Raw genomic sequence first — 619 nt, forward strand, 5'->3', positions numbered from 1 at the left:
GAGTTCCTGCAGCGGTGCGAGCGCGTGGTGCTGCACCGCGACCCCGGCCGCTTCGCGCTGATGTACCGGCTGCTGTGGCGGCTCGCGCACGAGCCGGGCCTGCGCCACGACCCGCTGGACCCCGACCGCCTGCGGCTGCAGCACCTGGAACGCGCCGTGAAGCGCGACATGCACAAGATGCGCGCCTTCGTGCGGTTCCGGCCCGTGCCCGAGCCCGACGGCGGCACGCTGCACATCGCCTGGTTCGAGCCGGACCACTGGATCACCGAGGCCAACGCGCCGTTCTTCGCACGCCGCTTCACCCAGATGCGCTGGGCCATCCTCACGCCGGACGCCAGCGTGCACTGGGACGGCCAGCGGCTGCACCGGGGCCCGGCAGCGCAGCGCAGCGACGCGCCGCCACCGGATGCGGGCGAGGCGCTGTGGCTCACCTACTACCGGAACATCTTCAATCCTGCGCGCCTGAAGCTGGACATGATGCGCAAGGAGATGCCCACGCGCTACTGGAAGAACCTGCCCGAGGCCACGCTGATCGGCGAACTCGCACAGACGGCGCAGGCCCGCAGCACGCGCATGGTGGAGGCGCCCGGCACCGTGCCACGCCGGCGCATCGCGGCAG

At 72.1% G+C, this 619-nt stretch carries 1 protein-coding gene; it reads left to right on the top strand.

Annotated features, from left to right (window positions below; genetic code table 11):
* Positions 1 to 619 (top strand): TIGR03915 family putative DNA repair protein (locus AC27IQ_RS26670; protein WP_487091490.1); only part of this gene is annotated, 619 nt, incomplete at both ends.

The organism is Acidovorax sp. KPB24-07 (assembly GCF_057543315.1).